The sequence below is a fragment of the Proteus sp. G2626 genome, from assembly GCF_009915985.1.
GTDB lineage: Bacteria > Pseudomonadota > Gammaproteobacteria > Enterobacterales > Enterobacteriaceae > Proteus > Proteus vulgaris.
The window spans coordinates 170053-191241 of sequence record NZ_JAABNH010000009.1 but is presented as its reverse complement, the minus strand read 5'-3'; the positions used below and the strand labels follow the sequence as shown (position 1 = coordinate 191241).

Sequence of the window (21189 nt, the reverse complement as noted above, 5' to 3'; positions counted from 1 at the left end):
TTAACGAGCGTTAGATTTGATAAATTGACTGATTGAGGCGTCTTTTGCCATATCGCTAACAAGTTCACTTAAGACATTGTTAATCGCAGCCGCAATTTTCTCATTGGTTGCACCAAATGGACCCTGAACATTGTAGCTAGTACGGAATGTTTTGGTATTGGAACTGCCATTTGGTAAGGTGACGATAACGGAAATATCTGCTTTGGCACTGATATTATGACGAACACTACCTTCGCCAACATCTGCATTGAGTTTATTGATAACAATAATCACATCAGCACTAGCAGGAGAACCCACCATAAAACCACGGGCTGTCATTTGTTTTTGCAACACTTCTTGCATTAAAAATGCAATATCACGTGTTGGAACAAGTACTTCTAGTTTTCCGTTACGGTTAATTTCCGCGAGGTTTTTTGATGGACGTTTGTCTTGGCTTGAAATATTCAGTGAGATTAGGCGCATAGTGGGATCGGCCGCAGGAACTGACATCACAGGCTCAATAGAAAGTTTGTTACTAGGAGTTGCACAACCTGAAAGCAGTGTTAATGCAAAAACAGCACAGAGTAAATTTTTAATCATGAGGTCATCTCGGTTAAATATGTCTGTTGTCTTAACAAGTAGAATAGGCTTCAAACTTTAGCCTATCATACCACTGCTGATAGGTTGCTAATATCCCTTTAACGAACGAAATTATCTGATTTTATCAATTGATTTTATTTCAAATTACCCCCATTTTTGCTCATGCATTTGACAATATTTAGTCAATGGTTTTACTCAAGATGAAAAATAAGCGATTATCATCAGCAAAATTAAAAAGAATAAGCTCATCATTTTGTATTGATAAAGACTTTATCAATATAATCTGGTCAACTTATTTTTTGTTCGCCATGATATAAAGGCAGAGTATTAGGGGCAGAGATGATCCGTGATAATATTGAGAATAAGCTGATTTCGCGCTTTTCACCGCATTTTTTACAAGTAATAAACGAAAGCCATCGCCATAATGTGCCTGAAGGCTCTGAAAGCCACTTTAAAGTCATTATCGTTAGTGATGAATTTAATGACAAACGCAGTGTTTCACGCCATCGCGATGTGTATCAAACTTTAGCGCACGAAATGGAAAATGGTGTTCATGCACTTGCATTGCACACTTTTACGTTGAATGAATGGAATGAACAACAGGATAAGGCATTACGCTCTCCTGGATGTCGTGGTGGAAGCCAAGAAGATTAACGATATTGTCGTTAATCATGAGTAAATAGATCCTAAGATGCGTATTTTTTGTTCTTTGTAGAGGGAAAAAGGGGCGACTTACTCGATTTTATGAAAAAATTGAGGAATAAAACGGCTCTTTCTCGACTCAACCCCTCTAGATCGTTATAATGTCGCGTCTAATTTTCAGTAAGGTTTCGGGATGCTTCTGATATCAGGGATCCTCGTTTTTTTAAATGTGGCGGCCCCGGTTCTGAAAGGAAAATAACTCTCAATATGCCAATGTCATATTAGTTTCCTTTAAAGTAGACCGAGCACTAAAACTTATTTTGAGGTAACAAGATGCAAGTTTCTGTTGAAACGACTCAAGGCCTAGGGCGTCGTGTCACAATCACCGTACCAGCCGCTGATATCCAAACTGCTGTAGACAGTGAACTGAAAAAAGCTGCTAAAACTGTTCGCATTGATGGTTTCCGTAAAGGTCACGTTCCAATGTCTATGGTTAAACAGCGTTACGGTATGTCTGTACTGAATGATGTTCTCGGTGATTTAATGTCGCGTAATTTCATTAACGCTATCATCGAAAACAAAGTAAACCCAGTTGGCGCGCCTGACTACAAACCAGAGCAATACAAAGAAGGTGAAGACTTTGTTTACTCTGTGGAATTCGAAGTTTTCCCAGAAATCGAACTGAAAGGTCTGGAAAGCATTGAAGTTGTAAAACCTGTTGTCACTGTTAAAGACGAAGACGTTGATAACATGTTAGAAACACTGCGTAAGCAACAAGCAGAGTGGAAAGACAAAGACGGCGCAGTTGCTGCAGAAGATCGCGTAACTGTTGATTTCAACGGTTCTATTGACGGTGAAGAATTCGAAGGCGGAAAAGCTGAAGATTTCGTACTGGCAATGGGGCAAGGTCGTATGATCCCAGGTTTTGAAGAAGGTGTTATCGGTCATAAAGCTGGTGAAGAATTCACAATTGATGTGACGTTCCCGGAAGATTACCACGCTGAAAACCTGAAAGGTAAAAAAGCACAATTCGCTATCAACCTGAAAAAAGTTGAAGAGCGTGAACTGCCAGAATTAACGGAAGAGTTCATCAAGCGTTTTGGTATTGCTGATGGTTCTGTTGATGGTTTACGTGCAGAAGTACGTAAAAACATGGAACGTGAACTGAAAAATGCAATCCGTACTCGTGTTAAAACACAAGTTATTGATGGCTTAGTTAAAGCGAACGAAGTTGACGTACCTGCAGCCGCTGTAGACAGCGAAATTGAAGTACTGCAACGTCAAGCAGCTCAACGCTTTGGTGGTGACGAGAAGCAAGCTCTGCAATTACCACGTGAACTGTTCGAAGAACAAGCTAAACGTCGTGTAATCGTTGGATTACTGTTAGGTGAAGTGATCAATAGTAATGAACTGAAAGCAGAAGAAGAACGTGTTAATACATTGATCGACGAAATGGCTTCAGCTTACGAAGATCCATCAGAAGTTGTTGAGTTCTACAACAAGAACGAACAACTGATGAATAACATCCGTAATCTTGCATTAGAAGAGCAAGCGGTAGAAAAAATCTTAGCAAATGCTAAAGTAACTGAAAAAGAAACTAACTTCACTGAACTGATGAATGAAGTTCAAATGGGTTAATTCTTAACCGCGAATATCGGTTTTAAGCAAAAACCCGTGGTTTTTACCACGGGTTTTTTTCAGTTTGTATATATTTATCAAAATTTGCCTTGAAATCTGAGCGATTATCTCCAGATAATTCTATATTCTCTTTATCACTCCTCGCGAGGCGCCTTGAATGTCTTGTGAGAGATTAGATCATTAGAAATGGTCATGATCAATTATCTCAAGTAAAATTGTTGTCATTGGCACCAATAAGAATGCAATAGGAGACAGACATGTCATTTAACGACACACAGGAACAATTCGCACCTAATATGGCTCTGGTGCCGATGGTTATAGAGCAAACTTCGCGAGGAGAGCGTTCTTACGACATTTATTCACGTTTATTAAAAGAACGTATTATTTTCCTGACTGGCCAAGTTGAAGATCATATGGCGAACTTGATCGTCGCTCAAATGCTATTTTTAGAAGCAGAAAACCCAGAAAAAGACATCAATTTATATATTAACTCACCAGGTGGTGTGATTACAGCAGGTATGTCTATTTATGACACCATGCAATATATCAAAGCAGATGTCAGCACGATTTGCATGGGGCAAGCGTGCTCAATGGGCGCTTTCTTGCTATCAGCCGGTGCTAAGGGTAAACGTATTTGCTTACCTAATTCTCGTGTGATGATCCACCAACCACTGGGTGGTTACCAAGGTCAAGCAACAGATATTCAAATTCATGCGCAAGAAATTTTGAAAGTAAAATCGCGTATGAATGAGTTAATGGCTCAGCATACGGGGAAATCTATTGAAGAAATAGAAAGAGACACTGAGCGAGATCGTTTCTTATCCGCTAACGAAGCGTTAGAATACGGATTAGTGGATAAAGTCTATACACAACGTACGTAGCTAATTATCGCGCGTTGTAATAGCAAATGAATTAATACGTTTCCTTTGTTAGTCAATAACATAAAGGAAGCGGCTATCAATATCTATGTAAAAAAGTCTTTCTTCTTCTTATAAATTGATAAGAAGAATAACTAAGTGAGGTTGACTGATGACAGATAAGCGCAAAGATAGCTCCGGGAAGCTTCTGTATTGCTCTTTCTGCGGTAAAAGCCAGCATGAAGTGAAAAAGTTAATTGCTGGTCCGTCGGTTTATATCTGTGATGAATGTGTTGACCTTTGTGTCGATATTATTCGTGAAGAAATAAAAGAACTGGCGCCTCATCATGAACGCAGTGAATTGCCGACGCCACATGAAATTCGTAAGCACCTTGATGACTATGTTATTGGTCAAGAATTGGCTAAAAAAGTTCTGGCTGTTGCCGTTTATAATCACTATAAACGCCTGCGTAATGGCGATAAAGCCAATGGTGTTGAGCTAGGGAAAAGTAATATTCTGCTGATTGGACCGACTGGTAGTGGTAAAACGCTATTAGCGGAAACATTAGCACGCTACCTTGATGTCCCTTTTACTATGGCAGATGCCACAACGCTGACAGAAGCGGGTTATGTGGGTGAAGATGTTGAAAACATTATTCAAAAACTGCTACAAAAATGTGATTACGACGTGCAAAAAGCACAACGTGGTATTGTTTATATTGATGAAATTGACAAGATCACACGTAAATCTGAAAATCCATCAATCACACGCGATGTGTCTGGTGAAGGTGTACAACAAGCATTATTGAAATTAGTTGAAGGGACAGTGGCTTCGGTTCCTCCGCAAGGAGGGCGTAAGCATCCACAACAAGAGTTTTTACAGGTTGATACTTCTAAAATCCTCTTCATTTGTGGTGGTGCATTTGCTGGTCTTGATAAAGTTGTTGCACAACGTTTAAATACACACTCAGGCATTGGCTTTGGCGCAGAAGTGAAAAGCCAAAAAGAGAAAGCCAGCGAAGGTGAACTATTAGCTCAAGTAGAGCCAGAAGATCTAATTAAATTTGGACTTATTCCTGAATTTATTGGACGTTTGCCTGTTGTTGCGACATTAGGTGAATTAAACGAAGATGCGTTGATCCAAATCTTACAAGAGCCTAAAAATGCGCTGACAAAACAATATCAGGCATTATTTAAGTTAGAAGGTGTGGATTTAGAATTTCGTAAAGAAGCACTGACCGCAATCGCGAAAAAAGCCATGGTACGTAAAACGGGTGCTCGTGGTTTACGTTCGATTGTTGAAGCTGCATTACTTGATACGATGTATGACCTTCCTTCATTTGAAAATGCAGAGAAAGTTGTTATTGATGAAGGTGTCATCAATGGAAAATCTGAGCCGTTGATTATTTATAGTCAACCAGAAAACCAGGCATCAGGTGAATAATGCATCGTAATTTGGCAATGTCTCTTATCTGACATTATCTGTAATTCTTTCCTAATTAGGCGAGAAATTTAAGATAAAGCGCGCCAACGCAATAAAAATGAGGGAATTTTCCCTCATTTTGTTTTTTTAATGGGTAAGGCTATTGAATGTCAGAAAAGTGCCCTTATATATTTTGACAATCCGTGGAATTAATTTTATTTGGTACATACGAATAAAATTACCTGTAAAAGCGTTAAGCTAAAAACGAAGAGAGAGCTCTATGAATCCTGAGCGTCCAGAATGTATTGAAATACCTGTATTGCCACTGCGTGATGTCGTTGTATATCCGCATATGGTGATCCCGTTGTTCGTTGGTCGTGAAAAATCAATTCATTGCTTAGAAGCGGCGATGAACGACAACAAACAAATTATGCTGGTTGCGCAGAAAGATGCATCTACTGACGAACCAGGTGTTAATGATCTTTTTTCTGTTGGTACAGTAGCGTCTGTTTTACAGATGCTAAAATTGCCTGATGGAACTGTGAAAGTCCTTGTTGAAGGTATTCGTCGTGCGAAAATTACGATGTTATCTGATAATGGCGAGTATTTTCAGGCGAAAGCAGAATACCTTGAAACGCCAGCTGTTGATGAGCGTGAACAAGAAGTTTTAAATCGTACGACGATTAATCAGTTTGAAGGTTATATCAAACTGAATAAAAAAATTCCGCCAGAGGTATTGGCCTCATTACACGCTATCGAAGAATCAGCAAAATTAGCAGATACCATTGCGTCTCATATGCCGCTGAAACTGAAAGATAAGCAAGCTGTACTTGAAATGTCTGATGTAACTGAACGCCTAGAGTATTTAATGGCGATGATGGAATCAGAAATCGATCTGCTACAAGTCGAAAAACGCATTCGTAATCGCGTTAAAAAGCAGATGGAAAAAAGTCAGCGAGAGTATTATCTCAATGAACAAATGAAAGCGATTCAAAAAGAGCTAGGTGAGATGGATGATGCGCCTGATGAAATGGAATCGCTGAAACGTAAAATCGATGCTGCAAAAATGCCCAAAGAGGCGAAAGAAAAGACAGAAGCGGAACTTCAGAAATTAAAAATGATGTCGCCAATGTCAGCAGAAGCTACGGTTGTACGTAGTTATATCGACTGGATGGTTCAAGTTCCTTGGAATAGCCGTAGCAAAGTTAAAAAAGACTTAGTGAAAGCGCAAGAAGTGCTTGATACTGACCATTATGGTTTAGAACGAGTAAAAGAGCGTATCCTTGAATACCTCGCGGTACAGTCTCGTGTTAGCAAAATTAAAGGGCCAATTTTGTGTTTGGTAGGGCCTCCTGGTGTAGGTAAAACCTCACTAGGCCAATCCATTGCTAAAGCAACAGGCCGTAAATATGTTCGCATGGCGTTAGGTGGTGTGCGTGATGAAGCTGAAATACGTGGTCACCGCCGTACTTATATTGGTTCTATGCCGGGTAAATTAATTCAGAAAATGGCAAAAGTTGGCGTGAAAAACCCACTTTTCCTATTAGATGAAATTGACAAGATGTCATCAGATATGCGAGGCGATCCTGCATCTGCGCTGTTAGAGGTGTTAGATCCCGAACAAAATATCGCATTTAATGACCATTATCTGGAAGTTGATTACGATCTGTCTGATGTTATGTTTGTGGCGACATCTAATTCCATGAATATACCGGCACCGCTGTTAGATCGTATGGAAGTGATTCGTTTATCGGGTTATACCGAAGATGAAAAGCTGAACATTGCTAAACAGCACTTGTTACCAAAACAGATTGAACGTAATGCATTAAAACCAAATGAGCTGACAATTCATGACAGCGCCATTATGGGCATTATTCGTTATTACACTCGTGAAGCGGGTGTACGTAGTTTAGAACGTGAAATTTCTAAATTATGCCGTAAAGCCGTGAAACAACTGCTCATGGATAGCACCATCAAACATATTGAGATCAATGAAGATAATCTCAAAGACTACTTAGGTGTTCGTAAAGTCGACTATGGTCGTGCTGATACAGAAAACCGAGTAGGTATGGTAACAGGACTTGCATGGACTGAAGTTGGTGGCGATCTCCTGACAATTGAAACAGCGAGTGTACCGGGTAAAGGCAAGCTAACATTCACAGGCTCTTTAGGTGAAGTAATGCAAGAGTCTATCCAAGCGGCAATGACGGTTGTTCGTGCTCGCGCGGATAAGCTGGGTATCAATAGCGATTTCTATGAAAAACGCGATATACACGTTCACGTTCCTGAAGGGGCGACACCAAAAGATGGTCCAAGTGCGGGTATCGCAATGTGTACCGCATTGGTATCAAGCTTAACGGGTAACCCTGTTCGTTCTGATGTTGCTATGACGGGTGAAATTACGTTACGTGGACAAGTATTGCCAATTGGTGGACTGAAAGAAAAGTTACTTGCTGCACATCGTGGTGGAATTAAGACAGTTCTTATCCCAGATGAAAATAAACGTGATTTAGAAGAAATTCCTGAAAATATTGTTGCTGACCTGGATATTCATCCGGTGAAAACAATTGAGGAAGTTTTATCGTTAGCCCTACAAAACTCGCCATTTGGCGTGGAAATTGTGACGGATAAATCGCACTAAAGAGTGATACTAGTCATAAATTATAGCTAAAAAAAAGGCTGGATAAGTAATAAAAGCTTGCCAGCCTTTTTTTGTGTCGCTAATTTAATGGGGATTTTAATTAAAAATGCTGTTTTATCGGTCTTGCTATATCTAAAAAGGCTTGATATAACGACGTTTGCAAAATTTGCCATTAATGGTGAAAAATAACGCATAAAATTATGGGGATGAAAGCGTGAATAAAACTCAACTGATCGATAAAATTGCTGCAAATGCAGATATCTCAAAAGCGGCAGCGGGTCGTGTTGTAGATGCTCTGGTTGCTTCTATCACTGAATCTTTACAAAAAGGTGATGATGTAGCGTTAGTAGGTTTCGGTACTTTTACTGTCCGTGATCGTGCAGCTCGTACTGGCCGTAACCCACAAACAGGTAAAGAAATTCAAATTGAAGCTGCAAAAGTTCCTGCATTCCGTGCGGGTAAAGGCTTAAAAGACGCAGTTAATCAATAATAGTTGAACGAACTTTCTGCCAAAGAGTTATTAATTTAACGTTATGGATAAACAGAAAACGACTCAATTAAAAAATGAAGCGCATCTTTTTGAGATGCGCTTTTCTTTTTTTAGACGTTAAATCACGATTAAACCTTGAATTCTCTAGCGATAAGACGTGAAACTAAAGTAGTCATTTGATAGAATATCGCGTTGTTCTATAACTAAAATAGACAACAATGAATGATTCAGTGGTTAATCAAATCAATGAATCAAATATTGCTGTTTAGTTTTATTAGCGATAGAAGTGCGTGTTAAGACTGTATATTGAATACGGGACTGGCTGTTTTTAATGATTGTCGCGTGTCGCGATATTTTGATATTAAGCCAGCATGGGCATATTATCTTTTCGCTGTGCTCAAAATAGTCGTGTAACACTCATAAAAATAATTTTTATTTCACCAAACGGAGCCTCGTCTCGTTATGATGGACAACATTCGTTCAACTGCTAATAATCCCTTTATCAAGATTTTATTAGCTGTGATCATCCTCTCTTTCGTCCTAACTGGTGTGGGCGGATATCTTTTTAGTTCTGGCGTTAATGATGCTGCGGAAGTTAACGGATATAAAATTAGCCGTTCTCAATTAGAACAAGCTTACCAGCAACGTCGTGCTCAGTTGCAACAAGATATGGGTGAAAACTTTGCTGCTCTTGCTTCATCAGAAGAAGGGCAGAAACTGATCCGCCAACAATCACTTGATTTATTGATTAATCAAGCATTACTTGATCAATTTGCACAAAACCTCGGTATTTCAGCGGGTGATCAACAAATTAGAGATGCAATTTTTGCACTTCCTTACTTTCAAACTGATGGTAAATTTGACAATAAGAAATACGTCGATTTATTGAAAGGCAATAATATTGATGCAGATGCGTTTGCGGAAGGTATTCGCCAAAATCTGATTAATCAGCAAGTGAGATTCTCTATTCAAGGTACTGATTTTGCCTTAGATAGCGAAGTTAAAGAATTTGCGGGACTGATGCTACAAAGCCGTAATGTACGTTTAGCGTCATTAGATATTCAGCCATTCCTTGAAAAAGAAACGGCATCTGATGATGAAGTGAAGGCGTTCTATGAACAAAATAACCAAATGTTTATCGCGCCAGAGCAATTTAAAGTGAGTTATATCCAATTAAATGCTCAAAAAGATCTTAATGGTATTAACATTACTGATGATGAAGCGAAAGCGTATTACGACAGCAATATTGATGAATTTACTGCCGCAGGACAGAAACAATACAGCATTTTAGTATTAGCTGATGAAGCAGCAGCTAAAGCCGCAGCAGAAGAACTGAAAAAAGGTGCTGATTTCGTTACGTTAGTCAAAGAAAAATCAATTGATACGTTCTCTGCAAAACAAAATGGTTCTTTAGGTTGGATAACTATTGGACAAGAGTTGCCAGAACTGGCTAAGGCAAGTTTGACTGAAAAAGGTCAAATTTCTGCACCTGTTAAAATTAGCAATGGTTACGCAATTTTCCGCCTTGATGACATTAAACAATCTGTTGTAAAACCGTTTGATGAAGTCAAAACAGATTTATTGGCAAAAATGCGTGAAAACAAAGCCATTGATGATTTCTTTGCATTACAACAGAAAGTGAGCCAAGCGGCTTCTAATGATAACGATACATTAGCACCTGCAGCTAAAGCAGGTAATGTGACTGTTGTTGATACAGATTGGTTTGACGAAAATACCGTACCAGCACCATTAAATAATGAAAAGCTGACCCAATTAATATTTGGTGGTTCATTAGTTGATGAAAATGGCCCTACGGGCATGAATTCAGATATGGTAACGTTAGGTAATGATAGTGCATTTGTCGTGCGTGTAGAAGGTTATAAGCCTTCAGCGAGTCTACCGTTAGATAAAGTACGTGATCAAGTTGTTATGCTGGTTAAACAGCAAAAAGCATCACAAGCAATGAATGCACAAGCTCAAAAACTGTTAGCTGCATTGAAAGAAGGCAAAGGTGAAGAAGCACTGAAAGCTGCAAATATTTCGTTTGGTAATGAAGAAAGCATGGTGCACTCATCTGCAACAGATGTGGTACAAACCGCTATTTTTGCTATGCCAAAACCAGCTGAAGGTAAAAAAGAGTATAGTATGACTAATGTACCTGGTACTAAAGTCGTCCTTATTCAATTAGATAGCGTAACAGATGGCAAGCCAACATCAGAGCAATTAGAGTTTATGACTAACCTCTATCGTGCACAGATGGGAGAAGAAGCCTTACAATTGATTTTACGTGACTTAAAAGACAACGCTAAAATTGAGATCTTCGACAAAGACTATCAATAAGTTATCTTTAAACTTAAACAAAAGACCCAGCTTAGGCTGGGTTTTTTTATGGATATTACATATTGATATAGTGTGTTTATATCTATTTTTTCTTAAAACAGGATATTTGGGAGCAGCCCCGATAATTTTTTTGTAACTCTATCTTTATTCATTTTATTTTTCCTGTTTCCTCGATATTTTATTTTTATGTAATTGTATATTTATCAATATGTTGTCATCATTTCTTGGCATTCAGGAAATACTGTTTGCTATTGAATTTAAAATTATTTTATAAAAGGAAATTATGATTATGACGATGGATAAAAAAACATTATCAGGATTTATGGCTTCAATTTGTCTTGCTTTAGGATTAGGACTTTCCCCCCTTTCTTATGCAGAAGAGACGCCTGTTTCAATACCAACCATTTCTATTGAAACGAGTACATCCGTTGATAAAGAAGCTAAAGAAGTAAAAGCCAATGCAGAAGGTAAGGTTGATTTAAATACAGCGACGGTTGATGAGTTAATGACACTTAAAGGCATTGGTAAAGCGAAAGCTCAAGCTATTATTGATTACCGTGAACAACTAGGTCGATTTACTTCTATTGAACAACTCGAAAAAGTATTTGGTATAGGAATGAAATTAGTCGAACAAAATCGTGATTCTATCGTCATAAATTAATAGGCTAGATTACATTTTATATTGAATGTAGTGCATTTACTGAAAATATAAATATCGATTTAATAACCTGTGTTTCTCTTTGTAATAAGGGAAACACATTTACATCAATTTGATTCGTTAAAAGAGGTGAAAGATAAAAGAGTGAGTTTAAAACATTACTAAATTTATTTTTTTGACTATATTAACTGTATCGCAAAGAAACGTTATCAAAAAAACTTACTATAATAATCAAGAGGTAATGGATTGATATGAGTACATTAATTAAAGTTTATGGTTTTCATTTAGATGTTTTTGAACATGTAAATAATGCACGTTACCTTGAGTTTTTAGAACAGGCTCGATGGGATTGGATTGAACAACATTTAGACTTTGCTTGGTTTAAGCGTAATGGCTTAGCGTTAGTGGTTGCTAATATCAATATTAATTATCGCTTACCTGCAAGCCTTGGTGATGAATTACTTATTGATTGTGAAGTTGCTGAAGTTGGGATTAAAAGTGGTGTGCTATCTCAAAAGATAGTGAGAAAAAAAGATGGTGCACTTATCTCTGACGCATTAATCACATTTGTTCTTGTTGATATTAATACTAAAAAAGCACTGACATTAACGGATCAATTAAGGGAAAAACTAGAATATGTACGTCAGTCATCATAATACAGCGTAATTTTTCATTATAAATAAAAGTAATGCGCTCAATATGAATTAATTTAACATAATTTAAGGCAGTGATAATGCCTATTTAGTTATCACTGTCTTAGCGAGTAAGTTGCAGTGATAACGATAAGCGGGCGATATTATAGTATTTATTTCAATCCTATCTTCTGTTTCATTGCCTGCATAATTAGCGTTTTATCGGCTAAATAGGTGCTTAATCCGCGTTGTCTTAAATGGCAAGCTGCGCATTCACCACAACCATCACCTTGAATACCGTTATAGCATGTTAAGGTTTCATGACGAACGAAATCTAATTTTTGATAATAATCCGCTAATGCCCAAGTTTCTGCTTTATCTAGCCACATTAGGGGGGTGATAAATTTAATATCACGTGCAATACCTAAATTGACCGCATGATTTAGCGCTTTGACAAACTCATCACGACAATCAGGATAGCCAGAAAAATCAGTTTCACAAACGCCAGTAATGACACTTTCAGCCCCAATCTGGTAAGCGTAAATGGCGGCTAAAGTGAGGAAAACAATATTTCTACCTGGGACAAAAGTACTTGGAATATCACTTTTTTCACTTTCTTTGAAATCAGGAACAGGTATATTGTCGCGAGTTAAGCTACTGATAGCGAGTTCATTGAGTAAATTTACATCCAAAACTTTATGCGCAGTTGCCCCCAGCAATTGACTTACTTTTTGTGCTACCTCAATTTCTTCTTTATGACGTTGTCCATAATTAAATGTAATGCAATGTACTTCATCGTACTTTTCTTTTGCTTGAATAAGGCATGTTGTCGAATCTTGTCCACCACTAAAGACAACGACCGTTTTTTTCATCGGAATACTCCTGAAAATTGAATTTACATAAGGATTAGTACGCATAAAAGTACATATATTATGACAATTTATTACCGATTTATCATTAGATGATTACTCTTATAGTCAGGGGCAGGTTATCATTATTTTTGTAGGGGCATATTTTGAAGGAGTATCTATGTTAGATAAGATTGACCGTAAATTATTAGCGCTGTTACAGGAAGATTCAAGCCTCTCACTGAATACTTTGGCTGAGGCTGTTAACCTAACCTCAACACCTTGCTGGAAACGATTGAAACGACTTGAGGATGAAGGGTATATTCGTAAGCGAGTTGCTCTACTTGATAGCGAAAAAATTGGGCTAGGTCTAACAGTTATTGTTATGATTAGAACACAGCAACATAATAGCGAATGGTACGAACAGTTTGTTTCATTTGTTAAGCAAATGCCAGAAGTACTGACATTCTATCGAATGGCGGGTGAGTGTGATTATCTAATGCATGTTGAAGTGGTAGACATGAAAAGTTACGATCTGTTTTATAAGCGTATGGTTAATGGTGTACCAGGCCTTATTGACGTGACTTCTAACTTCGCAATGGAAAAAATTAAATACACAACGGCAATGCCGATACCTGAATAAGGTTCATCTTTACCAACTGGCACTTTTATTTTTTGTATAACCTTAGGATTTAAGGCGTGGCTCTATTTTCACAGCTCAGTTGGTATTTCCTCAGTGAATGGCGTCGTTATGTCGGTGCTATTTTCTTATTGATGGTTATCGCAGTATTACAGGTGATCCCGCCTAAAATTGTTGGGATCATTGTGGATGGTGTCGATAACCATAATCTGTCGTTTAGCCAAGTAATGAATTGGGTTGGCGTGATGGTGTTAATTGCTATTGCGGTTTATCTTTTGCGTTATTTTTGGCGTCTTTGGTTATTTGGGGCCTCTTATCAATTAGCTGTAAAGCTACGAATGCAGATTTATCAACAGCTTAATCAGCAATCTTCCTCTTTTTATCACCGCTATCGCACTGGTGATTTAATTGCACGTACCACGAATGACGTCGATAAAGTCGTTTTTGCTGCTGGCGAAGGTGTTTTAACTTTAGTCGATTCAATGGTGATGGGACTTGCTGTACTTGTGATGATGAGCATCCAGTTAAGCTGGGAACTCACTTTAATTTCACTGTTACCTATGCCATTAATGGCAATGTTGATTAAACGTTATGGTGATAAATTACATAGCCGTTTTAAAACCGCACAGGCACTTTTTTCTTCATTGAATAATCAAGCTCAAGAAAGCCTGAGCAGTATTCGCATGATCAAATCATTCGGGCTTGAACAACAGCATGCCACTCGTTTTGAGGATGTTGCAAAAGAAACGGGGCGACAAAATATGCGTGTCGCAAGAATTGATGCTTTGTTTGACCCCACCATTTTTATGGCGATCGGTTTTGCTAATTTATTCGCCGTTGCTGGCGGGAGCTATCTTGTACTCAATGACAAGATGACACTAGGTGAATTAACCAGTTTTGTTATGTATTTAGGGCAAATGATTTGGCCTATGTTGGCGCTGGCATGGATGTTTAATATTGTTGAACGTGGTAGTGCAGCTTATAGCAGAATTAATAGCTTATTGAATGAGAAACTCGATATGATTGATGGTGATTTATCACCAAAACAAGGCCGAGGTGTATTATCGGTTGATATCGAGCGCTTTCAGTATCCTGAACAAACGACTGAGGTGCTGAAAAATATTCATTTCATCTTATCCCCTGGTGATATGTTGGGAATTTGTGGAATGACAGGAAGTGGTAAAAGCACACTGCTTACTGTTATTCAACGACTTTATGATGTGACAGAAGGGGAGATTTGTTTTCAATCCATACCTATTTATCAATTAAAACTCGATGAATGGCGAGCACGTTTAGCCGTGGTTAATCAAACACCTTTTTTATTTTCAGATACCATTGCAGGAAATATTGCACTAGGACGTCCTAATGCAACCAAAGATGAAATTGAAGCAGTGGCAAAACTGGCGAATATTCATGACGATATTTTACGTTTACCTGAAGGGTATCAAACACAGGTAGGTGAAAAAGGCGTGATGCTATCCGGTGGGCAGAAGCAACGTATTTCTATTGCGCGAGCACTACTTTTAGATGCGGAAATCTTGTTATTAGATGATGCATTATCTGCCGTTGATGGGCAAACTGAATATCAAATTTTACAAAATTTGTCGCAATGGCGAAAAGATAGAACGTTGATTATCAGTGCACATCGTTTATCTGCTTTGGTCGGCGCCACTCATATCCTAGTGTTAAAACAAGGTGAAATAGTAGAACAAGGTACGCATCAACAACTAATATCAATACCTGGTTGGTATCAAGATATGTACCATTATCAGCAATTAGAGGCTGCGCTGGATGACGATGAATAAAAATAAATCCGTTAAAGCGCTATTCCCTGCATTAAAGCGCCTGTTAACTTATGGTAAAACTTATCGCAAACCTATGACATGGGGTGTCATTATGTTGTGGCTCGCGGCTGTTGCAGAAGTGGGTGGGCCATTAATTGTGGGTTATTTCATTGATGCGAAAGTGGCTACGAATAATGTTGAATTAGTCTCTTCATTAAGTTTGGCATTGGCATTTATTCTCTTACAAATAATTGCTGCTGCTCTTCACTATTATCAGGCGATTGTATTTAATTATGCCGCGGTCGGTGTTGTGCAACAATTACGCACTGACGTAATGAGTGCGGCGCTAAAACAACCTTTAAGTGCTTTTGATAATCAGCCAGTAGGTCAATTAATTTCTCGTGTAACAAATGATACTGAAACAATTAAAGATTTATTTGTTAACGTATTACCGACATTATTCCGCGCCATTGCGTTAGTGGTTGTTATGTTAATTGCTATGTTCTTATTAGAGTGGCAAATGGCATTAGTGGCGATGACTATCTTTCCTGCCGTTATTGGTGTGATGATGCTTTATCAGCGACTCAGTACACCGATAGTCCGTAATGTGCGCCATTTTCTTGCCAATATTAATGATGGTTTCCATGAAGTCATCAATGGGATGTCAGTGATCCAGCAATTTAGGCAACAAGCTCGATTTGGTAAAAGAATGTCTGATGATAGCTGGCAACATTACCAAGCTCGTATGAAGGCATTAAAACTCGATGGTCTGTTATTACGTCCTTTGTTAAGTATGCTCTCTGCATTGGTTTTATGTGGCTTATTGATGCTATTTGGTTATCAAGGCAGTGCTGTTATTGGTGTTGGGGTCATTTATGCGTTTATTAGTTATTTAGGACGTTTAAATGAACCCTTAATCACACTGACATCTCAACAGTCTATTTTGCAACAAGCAGTTGTTTCAGGTGAGCGAGTGTTTGAATTAATGGATGCACCTTTGCAACATTACGGTTCATCATCACATATCATTACTCAAGGTCATATCGATGTTAATTCCCTATGGTTTGCCTATCGCGATGAACAATGGGTATTAAAAGATATCAATTTAGCCATTCCTGCACGCCATTTTGTGGCATTCGTTGGGCATACTGGAAGTGGTAAGAGTACGTTAGCAAGCCTGTTAATGGGAAATTACCCTTGGCAAAAAGGGAATATCTATTTAGATGGCCAACCTTTAGAGGATTACTCTCATTATGCGTTGCGTAGTGGTATTGCCATGGTGCAACAAGATCCGGTCTTATTGTCCGGTTCGTTACATGACAACATTACATTAGGGCGAGAATATGACGAGTCACGTCTATGGCAGGTGTTAGAAACAGTACAACTCGATCAATGGGTGAACGCATTACCTCAAGGATTACAAACAGAACTCGGTGAACAAGGTAGTCGATTATCAGCGGGGCAAAAACAGTTACTTGCATTAGCTCGTGTATTATTACTACCACCTCGCATTCTTATTCTTGATGAAGCAACAGCCAATATTGATTCAGGAACAGAACAAGCCATACAGAAGGCATTAAAAGTCGTAAGAGAGAAAACAACCCTAATTGTTATTGCCCATCGGCTTTCTACGATTATTGAAGCTAATGAAATCGTGGTGCTTCATCGTGGTGCAATTGTAGAGCAGGGTGATCACGCGAAATTGCTCTCACAAAAAGGGCGATACTATAATATGTATCAATTACAGCAAGTCAGAGAGTCTTTACAAGAACAAGCTCCTGTTGAAGTAGAATAATTGACTTAAAATTAACATCTGATTTTTTAGAGGGCACATAAAAATTATGTGCCCTTTTTTATTTTCCCGACTATTTTGCTTTTATCAAAATAGTCGGCTTATTGTTGCACCAATACGGTGAATTTATTTATTTTATTTTTTGATGATTTAATTTTCTTTTTAAATATCAATGTATTAATAGTTGGCATATCTTTTGCTCTATAAACGTTGTTCTTTCTCACATCGACGAGGTTTATATGAAATATATCATTGCCATTATTAAGCCATTTAAATTAGAAGAGGTCAGAGAATTACTTTCTGAGTTAGGTATAAAAGGGATGACAATTAGTGAAGTAAAAGGATATGGACGGCAAAAAGGGCATGCTGAGCTTTATCGAGGAGCTGAATACGAAGTTAATTTTCTCCCTAAAGTAAAAATAGAACTCGCTGTCTGCGATGAACAACTAGAGCCTGTTATGCAAACGATCATGCAAGCGACAGACACCGGCAAAGTGGGAGATGGCAAAATTTTTGTTTTGGAATTATTGCAAGCTGTTCGTATTCGTACGGGTGAGTTTGGTGATGAAGCACTTTAAAGGAGAATTTTGATGAAAAGCTTATTTTCTTTATTATTAATGTTAGTGCTTACAAACTTTCCTTCATCAGCACTTGCCACTGAAGTCACTGTAATTGATAACGCGGACAATGGTTTTATGTTGATATGTACTGCGTTGGTCTTTTTTATGACTATTCCTGGCATTGCCTTGTTTTATGGCGGATTGCTGAGAAGTAAAAATGTACTTTCGTTGATAACACAAGTGATGATGATCTTTAGTGTTGTGGTCATTCTTTGGATAACGTTCGGTTATAGTTTGGCTTTTACTGCAGGTAATAAAATTTGGGGTGGGTGGTCACTTACTTTCTTGAATAATGTTTCTCTAGGATCTGTTTCTGGTTCAATTAATCAATATGTTCATATTGCCTTTCAAGGCTCTTTTGCTGTGATAACGATTGCATTGATTGTTGGAGCACTGGGTGAACGTGTCCGTTTTTCAGCATTGGTAATTTTTACGGTTATTTGGTTCACGTTTTCTTATATCCCGATTGCTCACATGGTATGGGGAGAAGGCGGCTGGTTAATTGATGATGGAGCACTCGATTTTGCCGGAGGAACAGTGGTTCATATCAATGCCGCTATTGCAGCCCTTGTTGGTGCTTACTTACTTGGAAAGCGTCGTGACTATCAACATACAGCACTTAAACCGCATAATTTACCGATGGTATTTACAGGAACGGCTGTACTTTACATTGGTTGGTTTGGCTTTAATGCCGGCTCTGCTGGTAGTGCAAATGCGATTGCGGCATTAGCATTTTTAAATACGGTAATCGCAACGGCAGGAGCTGTACTTTCTTGGACTTTATCTGAATGGTTAGTCAGAGGAAAACCATCGATGCTAGGCAGTTGCTCTGGTTGTATTGCTGGGCTGGTGGCGATTACGCCAGCAGCTGGTACTGTTGGTGTTATGGGGGCGTTATTTATTGGTGTAACAGGTGGAATTATCGGACTTTGGGGCGTTGTTATTTTAAAACGGTGGTTAAAAGTTGATGATGTTTGTGATGTCTTCGGTATTCATGGTACTTGTGGTATTGCGGGATGTTTGTTAACGGGGGTATTTACGGCTTCATTTTTAGGGGGAGTGGGCTATAGCGATGGCATGACATTAAGCAAGCAAGTTTTAATACAGTTAATGAGTGTCGTTATTACGGTGATTTGGTCAGGTGTTGTGGCTTATATTGGTTTTAAAATCGCAGATAAGCTGGTGGGATTACGTGTTTCTGAAGAAGAAGAGCATGATGGGTTAGATTTAACGTCTCATGGTGAAAGAGCTTATCAGCAGTAATTGTCTATTCCCCCTCTTTTGAGGGGGGAATATGCTGATTTATTATTTTGTATGCTTAGGGCGTTTTTGGCGAATAACCCCTTCTTGAACGGATGAAGCAACTAACTGACCATTTGTATTAAAGAATTTCCCTCTAACAAATCCTCTTCCTCCTGATGCTGATGGGCTTTCAATCACATACAGTAACCAATCATCAATACGAAATGGACGATGAAACCACATGGAATGGTCAATTGTGGCCACTTGAAGGCTTGGATCCATAAATCCTAAACCATAAGGTTGAAGTGCCGTAGGTAAGAAGTCAAAATCAGAAACATAACCTAACATATATTGATGTAGAAATGGATCTGATGGCATGTTGCCACGACTACGATACCAAACATAGCGTTCTGCGGGGGCTTTAGAGTAGCCAAAAGGGTTAAAGTATTGCACTGGGCGTGCTTCAAAAGGCGTTTCTCGTAATGCTAAAGATTTAATGGGTTCTGGTAATTTAGGAGCCATTTTTTTCAAAATATCATCTTGAGAGATAAGCTCATTGGGAAACGGAACATCAGGCATTGTATCTTGATGTTCAAAGCCCTCTTCAAACTCTTGAAAAGAAACTGTCATATAAAAAATGGGCTTACCATGCTGAATCGCACTGACTCTACGAGTACTGAATGAACCACCATCACGAATAAACTCTACGTCATAAACAATGGGTTTATGGCTATCACCAGGACGTAAAAAATAGCTGTGAAAGGAATTGATATAGCGGTTATCTGCTATTGTTTGTTTTGCTGCGTACAGCGCTTGTCCTACAACTTGTCCACCAAAAACTTGAGGTAGCCCTAAATCTTCGCTTTGCCCTCTAAATAGGCCTTCTTCTATTTTTTCAAGTGCCATCAAGTTGATGAGATCTTTTAATGCCTGACTCATAGTGTACCTGTACCATTAGATCGGGTTATTTTTTATAAAGTGATTATATACAATCCTAAGAATATAAAAAAATAATCTCCTTTTTATCTTAGATCTCAACCTAATGTTTTATGAACATAGTTGATGAGATTATTATTTATTAGCTTATTGAATACGGTCTGATGGATTTATGAGAGGCAAAAAGAGTGTTAAAGGCTATTAAATAAGAGATAATCCTTGATTTGGGTAATTAATCATCACTTAGGCTTACTGTCCTTGCTATTTTGGCGAGATTAAAACATAATGCGTGTCGTCTTAGCAATAAGGCAATCTATGGGGTCTTGTTGGTTCTCCCGCAACGCTAACTTGTTAACTCGGTCAGGTCCGGAAGGAAGCAGCCATGGCAGGTGTCGCGTGTGCCGGGATGTCGCTGGCAAGGCCCCACCCAATTTTAACCCTCTTAAATTCGTACCCTCCTATTTTTTATCTCCAATAATAGCATTTTTTGCATGTTATATTTTCTTGCGAATATCAATATCGTCTATATGGGAAATAATAAATTTAATGTATTGATGCGTCATTTGAAAATGAATGATGATATTTGTAAATGGGGTATTTTGGGTAAAATAGTGCTGTCATGCCGTAATAAGTTAACGGCATGATGGTGTGTAATCATTCTACTGATAAGAAAACGTGAATAAAAAAACGATATCTAAATTAAGAAATAATAACCCTACTATAATAAAAAATAAAAATAGCAAAAATAAAATTAAGATAATTAAATAGTGCTAGATTATCTTACGAACTTCCAAACAGAAGCTGGAATTTTGTCATAGAGCTTATTCATAGTCAGTTCAGCCAAACGATGATCAGCTGCTGAATAAAACAGCTCTAGTTCATCATCAGAGAGCTCATATTTGTTTTTTTCAATTACTCGCTCTAATGTTTCGATTGAGGTACATTTTCTTAAACGCATTAGATAGTCTGTCTTAGTCATGTTGTCTTTTCTCTATTATTTCAAATAAAACTAAAGATAATTAAATTTACTTAATATAACTTTTGGGATTTTTAGCAATAAGAGTTAAAAGCGAATGGTTTAACTCTTTCCAATTATTGATATCTGTGTAAGAAATTGAAGTATTACCAAATAAACGATATGTCTCTTCAAGGTACTCTTCCATAAGAGTATTAATTACTTGTTTATCTGGATGTTTTATCTTAAATTTCCAACTAAAGTCCATAATGTGTTCAATTAAGACATTGAGGTCAACACTTTTTGTGCTACTCAGATCATTGTGCCAAACAGTGTTATTTTTATCTAAAGAGTCTAAAGCTTGCTGTAATAGCTCCTCACATAAAAACGACAATTCAGCTAAATCTACTTTTTCTGGTGAATATTCGTCCATAACTTATCGTGGGTGAATTAATAGGAAATATTCATTAAT

19 protein-coding genes and 1 other RNA gene are annotated in these 21189 nt (G+C 38.1%); 15 read left to right on the top strand and 5 right to left on the bottom strand.

From position 1 onward, the window contains the following. Positions 1-579 carry a YajG family lipoprotein gene (locus GWJ05_RS05295; protein ID WP_161681151.1) on the bottom strand — a complete coding sequence of 193 codons (579 nt, stop codon included), beginning with the start codon at positions 577-579 and terminating at the stop codon, positions 1-3. A gap of 339 nt (positions 580-918) precedes the next feature. Here GWJ05_RS05295 and bolA point away from each other — a divergent pair, with 339 nt between their 5' ends. From bolA to GWJ05_RS05250, 9 genes are all read left to right on the top strand, one after another. Beyond that, entirely contained in the window at positions 919-1233 is a 315-nt protein-coding gene (gene bolA / locus GWJ05_RS05290) for a transcriptional regulator BolA (protein WP_036932883.1), read from the top strand. A gap of 321 nt (positions 1234-1554) precedes the next feature. Continuing rightward, positions 1555-2859, top strand: a complete 1305-nt coding sequence (gene tig / locus GWJ05_RS05285; RefSeq protein ID WP_036932882.1) for a trigger factor — start codon at positions 1555-1557, stop codon at positions 2857-2859. A gap of 257 nt (positions 2860-3116) precedes the next feature. Continuing rightward, the gene (clpP, locus tag GWJ05_RS05280; protein WP_161681149.1) at positions 3117-3740 is read left to right on the top strand and encodes an ATP-dependent Clp endopeptidase proteolytic subunit ClpP; all 624 of its coding nucleotides are present in this window, start codon (positions 3117-3119) and stop codon (positions 3738-3740) included. Positions 3741-3888: 148 nt separating this feature from the next. Continuing rightward, positions 3889-5160 (top strand): ATP-dependent protease ATP-binding subunit ClpX, encoded by a 1272-nt coding sequence (gene clpX / locus GWJ05_RS05275; protein WP_036932880.1) that lies wholly within the window; start codon positions 3889-3891, stop codon positions 5158-5160. A gap of 259 nt (positions 5161-5419) precedes the next feature. After that, positions 5420-7780 carry an endopeptidase La gene (gene lon, locus GWJ05_RS05270; protein WP_036932879.1) on the top strand — a complete coding sequence of 787 codons (2361 nt, stop codon included), beginning with the start codon at positions 5420-5422 and terminating at the stop codon, positions 7778-7780. A 214-nt stretch (positions 7781-7994) separates the two neighbouring features. After that, entirely contained in the window at positions 7995-8270 is a 276-nt protein-coding gene (gene hupB, locus GWJ05_RS05265) for a nucleoid-associated protein HU-beta (protein ID WP_036911695.1), read from the top strand. A gap of 462 nt (positions 8271-8732) precedes the next feature. After that, entirely contained in the window at positions 8733-10610 is a 1878-nt protein-coding gene (gene ppiD, locus GWJ05_RS05260) for a peptidylprolyl isomerase (protein ID WP_087802974.1), read from the top strand. Positions 10611-10896: 286 nt separating this feature from the next. Then, positions 10897-11271: a ComEA family DNA-binding protein gene (locus GWJ05_RS05255; RefSeq protein WP_052038536.1), complete on the top strand. Its 375-nt coding sequence runs from the start codon at positions 10897-10899 to the stop codon at positions 11269-11271. Positions 11272-11519: 248 nt separating this feature from the next. Then, positions 11520-11924 carry an acyl-CoA thioesterase gene (locus GWJ05_RS05250; protein WP_036932875.1) on the top strand — a complete coding sequence of 135 codons (405 nt, stop codon included), beginning with the start codon at positions 11520-11522 and terminating at the stop codon, positions 11922-11924. 149 nt (positions 11925-12073) lie between these two features. Here the strand turns inward: GWJ05_RS05250 and queC are convergent, their stop codons facing one another. Further along, positions 12074-12772 (bottom strand): 7-cyano-7-deazaguanine synthase QueC, encoded by a 699-nt coding sequence (gene queC, locus GWJ05_RS05245; RefSeq protein ID WP_036932874.1) that lies wholly within the window; start codon positions 12770-12772, stop codon positions 12074-12076. A 157-nt stretch (positions 12773-12929) separates the two neighbouring features. On the opposite strand from queC, the gene GWJ05_RS05240 reads away from it, so the two are divergent. From GWJ05_RS05240 to amtB, 5 genes are all read left to right on the top strand, one after another. Then, positions 12930-13391 (top strand): Lrp/AsnC family transcriptional regulator, encoded by a 462-nt coding sequence (locus GWJ05_RS05240; protein ID WP_036911686.1) that lies wholly within the window; start codon positions 12930-12932, stop codon positions 13389-13391. A gap of 56 nt (positions 13392-13447) precedes the next feature. Continuing rightward, positions 13448-15193, top strand: coding sequence for a SmdA family multidrug ABC transporter permease/ATP-binding protein (locus tag GWJ05_RS05235; protein WP_036932873.1), 1746 nt, complete (start codon positions 13448-13450; stop codon positions 15191-15193). Continuing rightward, positions 15180-16967 carry a SmdB family multidrug efflux ABC transporter permease/ATP-binding protein gene (locus GWJ05_RS05230; protein ID WP_036932871.1) on the top strand — a complete coding sequence of 596 codons (1788 nt, stop codon included), beginning with the start codon at positions 15180-15182 and terminating at the stop codon, positions 16965-16967. The genes GWJ05_RS05235 and GWJ05_RS05230 overlap by 14 nt, the downstream gene beginning before the upstream one ends. A gap of 236 nt (positions 16968-17203) precedes the next feature. Continuing rightward, positions 17204-17542 (top strand): P-II family nitrogen regulator, encoded by a 339-nt coding sequence (locus GWJ05_RS05225; RefSeq protein ID WP_036932870.1) that lies wholly within the window; start codon positions 17204-17206, stop codon positions 17540-17542. Positions 17543-17554: 12 nt separating this feature from the next. Continuing rightward, complete coding sequence (gene amtB, locus GWJ05_RS05220; protein ID WP_036932869.1) at positions 17555-18847, top strand: ammonium transporter AmtB; 1293 nt, start codon at positions 17555-17557, stop codon at positions 18845-18847. A gap of 42 nt (positions 18848-18889) precedes the next feature. On the opposite strand, the gene tesB is transcribed toward amtB, so the two are convergent. Next, complete coding sequence (tesB, locus tag GWJ05_RS05215; RefSeq protein ID WP_161681147.1) at positions 18890-19765, bottom strand: acyl-CoA thioesterase II; 876 nt, start codon at positions 19763-19765, stop codon at positions 18890-18892. 321 nt (positions 19766-20086) lie between these two features. Here tesB and ffs point away from each other — a divergent pair. Beyond that, positions 20087-20183: signal recognition particle sRNA small type (gene ffs, locus GWJ05_RS05210), an RNA gene on the top strand. Positions 20184-20537: 354 nt separating this feature from the next. Here the strand turns inward: ffs and GWJ05_RS05205 are convergent. Next, positions 20538-20741, bottom strand: a complete 204-nt coding sequence (locus tag GWJ05_RS05205) for an HHA domain-containing protein (protein ID WP_006535062.1) — start codon at positions 20739-20741, stop codon at positions 20538-20540. 46 nt (positions 20742-20787) lie between these two features. Next, positions 20788-21150, bottom strand: coding sequence for an Hha toxicity modulator TomB (gene tomB / locus GWJ05_RS05200; protein ID WP_036932865.1), 363 nt, complete (start codon positions 21148-21150; stop codon positions 20788-20790). Positions 21151-21189 lie beyond the last annotated feature (39 nt).

Coding starts and splice junctions, on each gene's coding strand:
- bolA (WP_036932883.1), top strand. CDS start 919: ATGATCCGTGATAATATTGAGAATAAGCTGATTTCGCGCTTTTCACCG.
- tomB (WP_036932865.1), bottom strand. CDS start 21,150: ATGGACGAATATTCACCAGAAAAAGTAGATTTAGCTGAATTGTCGTTT.
- tesB (WP_161681147.1), bottom strand. CDS start 19,765: ATGAGTCAGGCATTAAAAGATCTCATCAACTTGATGGCACTTGAAAAA.
- GWJ05_RS05230 (WP_036932871.1), top strand. CDS start 15,180: ATGACGATGAATAAAAATAAATCCGTTAAAGCGCTATTCCCTGCATTA.
- amtB (WP_036932869.1), top strand. CDS start 17,555: ATGAAAAGCTTATTTTCTTTATTATTAATGTTAGTGCTTACAAACTTT.
- clpX (WP_036932880.1), top strand. CDS start 3,889: ATGACAGATAAGCGCAAAGATAGCTCCGGGAAGCTTCTGTATTGCTCT.
- GWJ05_RS05240 (WP_036911686.1), top strand. CDS start 12,930: ATGTTAGATAAGATTGACCGTAAATTATTAGCGCTGTTACAGGAAGAT.
- lon (WP_036932879.1), top strand. CDS start 5,420: ATGAATCCTGAGCGTCCAGAATGTATTGAAATACCTGTATTGCCACTG.
- clpP (WP_161681149.1), top strand. CDS start 3,117: ATGTCATTTAACGACACACAGGAACAATTCGCACCTAATATGGCTCTG.
- GWJ05_RS05225 (WP_036932870.1), top strand. CDS start 17,204: ATGAAATATATCATTGCCATTATTAAGCCATTTAAATTAGAAGAGGTC.
- GWJ05_RS05205 (WP_006535062.1), bottom strand. CDS start 20,741: ATGACTAAGACAGACTATCTAATGCGTTTAAGAAAATGTACCTCAATC.
- GWJ05_RS05295 (WP_161681151.1), bottom strand. CDS start 579: ATGATTAAAAATTTACTCTGTGCTGTTTTTGCATTAACACTGCTTTCA.
- queC (WP_036932874.1), bottom strand. CDS start 12,772: ATGAAAAAAACGGTCGTTGTCTTTAGTGGTGGACAAGATTCGACAACA.
- GWJ05_RS05250 (WP_036932875.1), top strand. CDS start 11,520: ATGAGTACATTAATTAAAGTTTATGGTTTTCATTTAGATGTTTTTGAA.
- ppiD (WP_087802974.1), top strand. CDS start 8,733: ATGATGGACAACATTCGTTCAACTGCTAATAATCCCTTTATCAAGATT.
- tig (WP_036932882.1), top strand. CDS start 1,555: ATGCAAGTTTCTGTTGAAACGACTCAAGGCCTAGGGCGTCGTGTCACA.